The following is an 8,495-nucleotide window of genomic DNA, read 5'->3' on the forward strand; positions in this document are numbered from 1 at the left end:
CATCCTGCGCGATGCCTCGGGCGCTAGCGTTCGGCCAGCTCGGTTCTGAGCCAGGCCGCCAACCGCTCCACCCGCTCATCCGCCAGCCGACCTGGCGCCCACAGCGCCAACTCCGCACCCGTCGCGGCAAAGCCCCAGGGCGCAACCAGTCTGCCCGCCTTCAGATCCGCCGCCACCAGTGGCTCCGGCGCGATCGCCACGCCCAATCCTGACAGCGCCGCCTCCAGCAGGTAATAGAGGTGCTCGAAGCCCTGCCCGTAATTCAGCACCGGCGCCTCCAGGCCCTGAGTGGCGAACCACTGTGGCCAGGCCTGGGGCCGCGACAGGGTGTGCAGCAGCCGTTCGCCCAGCAAGGCCTGCAGATCGCCTTCCCTGAGCCGCAGATAGGCCGGGCAGTAGGGACTCAGTACCGGCCCGATGCGCTCGGGCGCCAGGTGATAGGGCAGCACGTCCTGTGGCGGCGCCGTCTCGGTGAACAGCAGGCTGGCGTCCAGCCCGGCGGCGGCCAGCGGGGTGTCGTCGGTACGGGTCGAGAGGTGCAGGTGCAGCTCCGGCAGATCGCGATTGAGGCGATCCAGCCGCGGAATGAACCAGCGCGCCACCAGGCTGCCCGGGCAGCCGAGCACGAATGGCCCCCGGCGACTGCCGGCCTTGAGTTCCGCGCTCACCTCACGCAAGCGCTCGAAGACCTCGCCACTCACCTCGCGCAGGCGCAGCCCCGCCTCGGTCAGCGCCAGCCCCCGGCCTTCGCGGCGAAACAGCGCCACCCCCAACTGTTCCTCCAGGGCACGGATCTGGCGACTCACGGCACCATGGGTCACGTGCAGTTCGTCCCCGGCGCGACTCATGCCACCCAGACGGGCGGTGGCCTCGAAGGCGCGTAGGGCATTCAGCGGGGGCAGGTCGCGGGGATCGCTCATCTGTGAGATTTCCTGACGGGTCATCGCGATCTTATCGATTTATCAGCGGCACTCAAGCAGGTAAGGTAGATCCATCTTCGCAGGAGAATCCCATGACCCAGTTTGCTTATCGCCAGGGCCCCGACGCTCAAGGCATGTTCGGCCAGTTCGGTGGTCGCTATGTCGCCGAAACCCTGATGCCGCTGATCCTCGATCTGCAGCGCGAATACGAGACCGCCATGGAGGATCCGGCGTTTCTCGAGCAGCTGGCCTACTTCCAGCGCGACTACGTCGGTCGGCCCAATCCGCTGTACTTCGCCGAGCGCCTGACCGAGCACTTCGGCGGCGCCAAGATCTATCTCAAGCGCGAAGAGCTGAACCACACCGGCGCGCACAAGATCAACAACTGCATTGGCCAGATCCTGCTGGCCAAGCGCATGGGCAAGACCCGCATCATCGCCGAGACCGGTGCCGGCATGCACGGTGTGGCCACCGCTACCGTCGCTGCGCGCTTCGGCCTGCCCTGCGTCATCTACATGGGCAGCACCGACATCGATCGCCAGCAGGCCAACGTCTTCCGCATGAAGCTGCTGGGCGCCGAGGTGATTCCGGTCACGTCCGGTACCGGCACCCTCAAGGACGCCATGAACGAGGCCCTGCGTGACTGGGTGACCAACGTCGCCGACACCTTCTACCTGATCGGTACCGTGGCCGGTCCGCACCCCTATCCGGCCATGGTCCGCGACTTCCAGGCGGTGATCGGTCGCGAGACCCGTGCGCAGATCCTGGAGAAGGAAGGACGCCTACCCGACAGCCTGATCGCCTGCGTGGGCGGTGGCTCCAATGCCATGGGCCTGTTCCACGAATTTCTCGATGACCAGGACGTCGCCATCATCGGCGTCGAGGCCGGCGGCCACGGCGTCGACACCAACAAGCATGCCTCCAGCCTCAACGGCGGGGTACCCGGGGTGCTGCACGGTAACCGCACCTTCCTGTTGCAGGACGACGATGGCCAGATCATCGACGCCCACTCCATTTCCGCCGGCCTGGACTATCCCGGCATCGGTCCGGAGCACGCCCACCTGCACGACGTGAAGCGCGTGGAATACGTACCGATCAACGACGACGAGGCGCTCAAGGCCTTCCACCAGACCTGCCGTCTGGAAGGCATCATCCCGGCGCTGGAAACGGCTCACGCCCTGGCCGAGGCCTACAAGCGCGCGCCGCACCTGCCCAAGGACCACCTGATGGTGATCTGCCTCTCAGGCCGTGGCGACAAGGACATGCAGACCGTGATGAGTCACCTGGGAGACAAGCTATGAGCCGCCTGGAAACCCGCTTCGCCGCGCTGAAGGCCGAGGGCCGTGCGGCCCTGGTCACCTACACCACCGCCGGCGATCCGGACTACGACACCGCCCTGGCCATCCTCAAGGGCCTGCCGGCGGCCGGTGCCGACGTCATCGAGCTGGGCATGCCCTTCACCGACCCCATGGCTGACGGCCCGGCCATCCAGGCCGCTGCCCTGCGGGCCCTGCAGGCGGGCCAGAATCTGGCCAAGACCCTGGCGATGGTGCGCGACTTCCGCCGTGGGGAAGGCGAGACGCCGCTGGTGTTGATGGGCTACTACAATCCCATCCATCGTTATGGCGTGGAGCGCTTCCTGGCGGAAGCCGCCGAAGCGGGCGTGGATGGCCTGATCGTGGTCGACCTGCCGCCCGAGCACGACGCCGAACTGGCGCTGCCGGCCCAGGCCGCCGGCATCGACTTCATCCGCCTGACCACCCCGACCACCGATGACGCCCGCCTGCCGCGCGTGCTCAACACCAGCTCCGGCTTCGTCTACTACGTGTCCGTAGCCGGCGTGACCGGTGCCGGCTCGGCCACCACCGAACACGTGGAGGCCGCCGTGGCGCGTCTGCGCCGCTTCACCGACCTGCCCCTGGCCGTTGGCTTCGGCATCCGTACCCCCGAGCAGGCCCGGGTGATCGCCCGCATTGCCGATGGTGTGGTGGTGGGCTCGGCGTTCGTCGATCAGATCGCCAAGGCCGAGTCCACGGGCGCGGCCATCGACGGCGTGCTTGGCCTCTGCAAGCAGCTGTCGGACAGCGTGCGCACCGCGCGCTAGGCATCTGTCCACGCTGGAAAAAAGACCGCCTGGAGCGGTCTTTTTTATGCCTGGACAACCTGCAAGCTGTGCATAACCCTGTGGGCAGTCTGTTCGCTTTCAACGAAGAACCGCGTGCCAGAAGGGCTGGACGGGTACTCGGCCTGTTGATCGAATCCGTTACGGCTTGATCCGCAAGGTCAGGCTGCGAACACCGCACCGCTTTGCCGTCATTGCCTGACAGGTAAAGGCTGTGGATAAGCCCTGGGCAAGTTGTCAGCAACCGATCAGGGGGTTGCCTGAGTAAAATTGCTCAATAAATAGCCAATTCGATTCACCGTACTCGAACAGCCAAAAGCGGACTCGACCTCCGGGTTTTCCCACATCTGCTGTGTGCGTGCCTGTGGAAAAGATGTGGGACCTAGCCTGTACGCCATGGCTGGCAAGGCCTACAGAGGATCGTACAAAAAATGATCAATCCGCTTTCGGGTGTTTTCCACAACCCACAATAGAGCTGCATAGGGCTGTGGATAGGTTGTTCGTCTAGTGCCAGAGGCCAGAGCTGGCGCGGCTTGCAGAGAATCGATCAAATAATGACCAGTTTTCCGGGATATTCCCAAGTCAAGGGATTTCTGCTGCCATCCCAAGGAGTTATCCACGTCTGTTCAGCGCCGGTCTCAGCGATCGACGCTAAAAGCCCTGTGGATAACTCTGTTGATTTTCTGTTTGGAAGCCTGTGCATGACAGGCATGACCTAGCGCAGCGTCACCTGCTGGCGCAGACCCGCGGTCGGCAGGGTGAAGGCGCATTCCTCGAAGGTGGCCATGCGCATGCGCAGCGGCGGATTGTTGCTGTAGCCGTATTGTTCGGTGGGCATGCCGATGAAATTGGTGTCCAGCTGGCTGTTGCCATTGCTGTCGTGGATGACCGATACGGCATACCGCCCGGGCGGCAGCTCGAAGCGCTGTTCCTGGGCACCCGCCTGCGCAGCGAGATGGGCCTGAGCCACCGGCGTCTTGTGCTCCTTCCAGGCCGCTTCGCTGTCGAACACCGCGAGCAGCAGCTGGCCCCCCGAGGCGTCGACCGTCTCGACCCGCACCTGCAGTTCGGCGGCGTGCAAGAGACCGCTCAGACAGAGACCAGCGACCAGCAACAGAGACTTCATGGGCATTCCTTCAGCAGGGAGAGGGCGTCAGCCGCAGCAGCTCGGCCGGCTGTTCGAAGAAGAGATCGGGGCGCTGCGCGCGCAGTGTCGCCGGGCAGCCATAGCCCCAGGCCACGGCCGCGCAGCCCAGACCGGCGCGGCGCGCGGCCTGGAGGTCGCGTAGCTCGTCGCCCACATAGAGCGCATCGGCCGGCGCGACACCCTGGCGGCGCAGCAGGCGGGTCAGGCGTCGGGCCTTGCCCAGCAGGGGGATGTCGAATTCGCCAGCGGGGAACAGACGTCCGGCCTGGGGCAGTACCTGGTGGACGGCCGCGGCGGAATTGGAGGTCGCCAGGCCCAGCTGCAGGCCGCTGGCCTGCAAGCGGTCGAGGGTGGCGGGAATCTCGGCGAAGGGCAGGACCTGATCGCCCCGCTGGGCCAGCAGCCGGCGATAGTGCCGGGCGATGCGTGGCACCTGCCAGAGAGGGATCCCCAGGCTGTCGAGCAGACCGGTCAGGGAGGCGGCGCGCAGCCGGGGCCACTCGTCGGCGGTTGGCTGGCGAAAGCCATGGGTTCGCGCCAGCTCGCCCAGGCAGCTCAGGAGAAAGGGCAGGCTGTCCGCCAGGGTGCCGTCGAAGTCGAAGATGACGTAGCGATAGCTCATGCGAGAGAGGCGCGGTGGTCGAAGGCGCCAGCGTAGCGGTCGCCTCCCGGTTTTGCCACCGCGACGGGATCCGGCAGGGGTGTCCCTGCCGGACAGGTCACACGCGGAAGCGGCGGATCTGGCCGTTGAGCTCCACTGCCAGCTCGGAGAGCTGCTGGCTGGCGGCGCGGGTCTGTTCGGCACCGGCGGCGGTCTGCACCGACAGATCGCGGATGCGCACCAGGTTGCGATCCACCTCGCGGGCCACCTGGGCCTGCTCTTCGGCGGCGCTGGCGATCACCAGGTTGCGCTCGTCGATGCCCGACACCGACTGGGCGATGGCGGCCAGGGCGGCGTTGGCCGACTGCGCCTGCTCGCGGGTCTGGCGCGCCTGGTCGGCGCTGGTCAGCAAGGCATCGACGGTCTGCCCGGTACCCTGCTGGATGCTGCCGATCATGCCTTCGATCTCGCGGGTGGATTCGCCGGTGCGATGGGCCAGGGCGCGGACCTCGTCGGCGACCACGGCGAAGCCGCGACCGGCGTCACCGGCACGCGCGGCTTCGATGGCGGCGTTGAGCGCCAGCAGGTTGGTCTGTTCAGCGACCGAGCGGATCACGTCCAGCACCTGGCTGATGTTGCGGGTCTGCTCGGCCAGCTGGCGGGCCTGTTCGCTGGCACCCAGCACGTTCTCGGTCAGCACCTCGATGGCGCCCAGGGTATCGCCCAGCTGCCGCTGGCCCTGGCGCGCGGTATCGGCGGCCTGACGCGATTCGGACGAGGTAGAGGTGGCGTTGCCGGCCACTTCGTCCACCGCCTGGCTCATCTCGGTGACGGCGGTGGCCGCCATCTCGATCTCGCTGTTCTGCTGTTGCAGGCCGTGGGCGCTCTCCTGCATGACTGCGGTCATTTCCTCGGCGGCGGAGGCCAGCTGGGTAGCGGAATGGCCCAGGTGCCCCAGGGTGTCGCGCAGATTGGTCTGCATCTGCTGCATGGCCTGCAGCAGCTGGGCGGCTTCGTCGTGACCGCGGGTGTCCAGGGTCTGGGTCAGGTCGCCGCTGGCGATGGTCCGGGCGGCGGCGACGGCCTCGGCGATGGGCCGGGTCATGCTCAGGGTCAGGCGCCAGGCCAGCAGCACGGTCAGACCCAAGGCCAGGGCGATGACCATCCAGGTAATGGAAGTAGCCTGGGCATAGGTGTCGCCGGAGTGCTGGGAGGCCGCCTTGATGTCTTCCTGGTTGATCTTGCGCAGGGCTTCGGTGCGCTCGTTCATCTGCACGCCGAGCTGGGCCATGCTGGTCTGGATCAGGCTGCGGGCCTCGTCGAGCTTGCCGGCGCCGATGAGGTCGGCCAGTTGCGCGGTGTAGCGGACATAGTCGCCATGGATCTGGCGCAGGGCATCGAAGGCCTGGCGCTCGCGATCGCTGCTGACGAGTTTTTCATAGCGACTGAAACCCGCGCCGATGTCGGCATTGATGCTGTCGATCTTCTTGCGCGTGTTGGCGACGGTGGCGGCGTCCGGAATGGCCAGCAGGCGCAGCACCTCGACCCGGGTGCGGGCCAGTTGCAGGGCAAGGTTGTCGGCTTCGACGATGCTAGGCACGTTGTTGGTCTCGATCACCTGACCCTGGGCCCGGATCTGCGACAGTTGCAGCAGGCCGAACAGGCCCAGACTGGCGACGAGGATGGCCAGCAGGCCGAAACACAACACACTGCGAATGGCGAGGGAGAAGGAACGAAAGGTCACGGCGGCAGCCCCGGTGAAGAATGAGGCTCCCTTTAACGGCTAGGGCCGCCGTGACTTGATGGTCATTCGTCTTAAATCTGATCTTCGCGCAGAGGACGGCGACGGGCGAGCAGGGCTGGCCAGTCGCCATCCTCGATCACGGCTAGAACTGGAAGCGCCGCACCTGGCCGCTGAGGGTCGCGGCCAGCGCCGCCAGTTGCTGGCTGGAGGCGCGGGTCTGCTCGGCACCCGCCGCGGTCTGCACCGACACGTCGCGAATGCGTACCAGGTTGCGGTCGACTTCGCGCGCCACCTGGGCCTGTTCTTCGGCAGCGCTGGCGATCACCAGATTGCGCTCGTCGATGCCTGCGACCGACTGGGCGATGACGGCGAGGGCGGCATTGGCGGATTGCGCCTGCTCGCGTGTCTGGCGCGCCTGGTCGGCACTGGTCAGCAAGGCATCGACGGTCTGGCCGGTACCCTGCTGGATGTTGCCGATCATGCCCTCGATCTCACGGGTGGACTCACCGGTGCGATGGGCCAGGGCGCGCACCTCGTCGGCCACCACGGCGAAGCCACGACCGGCCTCGCCCGCGCGCGCCGCTTCGATGGCGGCGTTCAGTGCCAGCAGGTTGGTCTGTTCGGCGACCGAGCGGATCACGTCCAGCACCTGGCTGATGTCACGCGTCTGGGTTTCCAGCTCGCGAGCCCGGGCGCTGGCACCGAGGACCTGCTCGGTGAGGGCCTCGATGGCGGTAAGGGTATCGCCCAGCTGACGTTGCCCCTGAACCGCGGTATCGGCAGCCTGGCGCGAATCATTGGAGGTGGAGGAGGCGTTGCCGGCGACCTCCTCGATCGCCTGGCTCATTTCGGTGACGGCCGTCGCCGCCGACTCGATCTCGTTGTTCTGCTGTTGCAGGCCGGTGGCGCTTTCCTGCATGACCGCGGTCATCTCCTCGGCGGCGGAAGCCAGCTGGCTGGCCGAGTCGCCGATATGCCCCAGGGTCTCGCGCAACTGGCCCTGCATCTGCTGCATGGCCTGCAGCAGCTGCGCCGCCTCGTCGTGGCCACGGCTGTCCAGCGCCTGGGTCAGATCTCCCGTCGCGATGGTGCGGGCCGCCGCTACCGCCTGGGCGATGGGGTTGGCCACGCTGCGCGTCAGGCGCCAGGCCAGCAGGCCGGTGAGGGTGAGGGTTACCAGGATGGCCAGCCAGGTCACGTTGTTGGAGCGCGCATAGGCTTCATCGGCATCCGCGCTGGCGGCGTGAATGTCCTGCTCGACGGCCTGACGGAGCGTCTCTATGCAGGCGTTCATCCGCGTACCCAGCGGACCCATGCTCTGCCGCACCACCTGGCGCGCCTGGTCGAGCTGACCCGCACCGGCCAGATCGGCGATTTGCTGCACGCCCTGCATGTAGCTCTGCTGCACCTGGCGCAATTCGTCCAGCGCGGAGCGGCTCTTCGTCGACAGCAGTTCGTGCTGATAGCGGCCGAAGATGGCCTGGACCTCGGTGCTCAGGCCGTCCAGCTTCTGGCGGGTGCTGGCCAGGGTCTGGGCATCGGGCATGGCCAGCAGACGCAGGGTCTCGATGCGCGTACGGGCCACCAGCAGACTCAGATTGTCGGCCGCGATCAGGGTCGGGATGTAGCGCTGCTCCACCTGATGACCCAATTGACGGATCTCGGACAGCTGATACCAGCCGAAGAGTCCGAGCGCCGCGACGAGGACCGCCAGGATGCCAAAGCACAGCAGGTTGCGGGTAGCGATGGACAAGGATCGAAGAGTCATGACGGCCTGCTGGGAGGAGAGTTCGGAATGCGAACAGGGTCACAACTTTAGGTGATGATTTGGCGAAAAGGCTCTAGGACGGGTGCGGCAAAAGCTCGCACTATAGGAAAGGTCGGACATTTGCAGACTTCCGTGGAGCCCTTGCGGCTCCACGGAAGGATCATCTCAGCGACACGTCAGTCGCCGCTGACCA

At 66.4% G+C, this 8,495-nt stretch carries 7 protein-coding genes and 1 pseudogene; 2 read left to right on the forward strand and 6 right to left on the reverse strand.

Features of this window, described 5'->3' with window-relative positions:
- Positions 1 to 23 precede the first annotated feature (23 nt).
- Positions 24 to 920: a LysR family transcriptional regulator gene (locus tag QMX82_RS17935; protein ID WP_282286072.1), complete on the reverse strand. Its 897-nt coding sequence runs from the start codon at positions 918 to 920 to the stop codon at positions 24 to 26.
- A gap of 92 nt (positions 921 to 1,012) precedes the next feature.
- Between QMX82_RS17935 and trpB the strand changes: the two genes are divergently transcribed.
- A complete protein-coding gene (trpB, locus tag QMX82_RS17940) occupies positions 1,013 to 2,221 on the forward strand; it encodes a tryptophan synthase subunit beta (RefSeq protein WP_158890092.1) in 1,209 nt (402 codons plus the stop codon).
- Positions 2,218 to 3,024 carry a tryptophan synthase subunit alpha gene (trpA, locus tag QMX82_RS17945; RefSeq protein WP_282286078.1) on the forward strand — a complete coding sequence of 269 codons (807 nt, stop codon included), beginning with the start codon at positions 2,218 to 2,220 and terminating at the stop codon, positions 3,022 to 3,024. Before trpB ends, trpA begins: the two co-directional genes overlap by 4 nt.
- A 733-nt stretch (positions 3,025 to 3,757) precedes the next feature.
- Here the strand turns inward: trpA and QMX82_RS17950 are convergent.
- The 5 genes and pseudogenes from QMX82_RS17950 to QMX82_RS26115 form a co-directional block, all read right to left on the reverse strand.
- The gene (locus QMX82_RS17950) at positions 3,758 to 4,168 is read right to left on the reverse strand and encodes a DUF2141 domain-containing protein (RefSeq protein WP_282286080.1); all 411 of its coding nucleotides are present in this window, start codon (positions 4,166 to 4,168) and stop codon (positions 3,758 to 3,760) included.
- A gap of 10 nt (positions 4,169 to 4,178) precedes the next feature.
- On the reverse strand, positions 4,179 to 4,811 hold the full coding sequence (locus tag QMX82_RS17955; protein WP_282286081.1) for an HAD hydrolase-like protein: 633 nt from the start codon (positions 4,809 to 4,811) through the stop codon (positions 4,179 to 4,181).
- 97 nt (positions 4,812 to 4,908) lie between these two features.
- The gene (locus tag QMX82_RS17960) at positions 4,909 to 6,534 is read right to left on the reverse strand and encodes a methyl-accepting chemotaxis protein (RefSeq protein WP_187980783.1); all 1,626 of its coding nucleotides are present in this window, start codon (positions 6,532 to 6,534) and stop codon (positions 4,909 to 4,911) included.
- 142 nt (positions 6,535 to 6,676) lie between these two features.
- Positions 6,677 to 7,732, reverse strand: coding sequence for a methyl-accepting chemotaxis protein (locus tag QMX82_RS26110; RefSeq protein ID WP_405046456.1), 1,056 nt, complete (start codon positions 7,730 to 7,732; stop codon positions 6,677 to 6,679).
- Positions 7,733 to 7,762: 30 nt separating this feature from the next.
- Positions 7,763 to 8,302: pseudogene (locus tag QMX82_RS26115) on the reverse strand (MCP four helix bundle domain-containing protein); the annotation flags it as partial.
- Between the last annotated feature and the right edge of the window lie 193 nt (positions 8,303 to 8,495).

The organism is Pseudomonas sp. PS02302 (assembly GCF_029959585.1).
Taxonomy (GTDB): domain Bacteria; phylum Pseudomonadota; class Gammaproteobacteria; order Pseudomonadales; family Pseudomonadaceae; genus Chryseomonas; species Chryseomonas aestiva.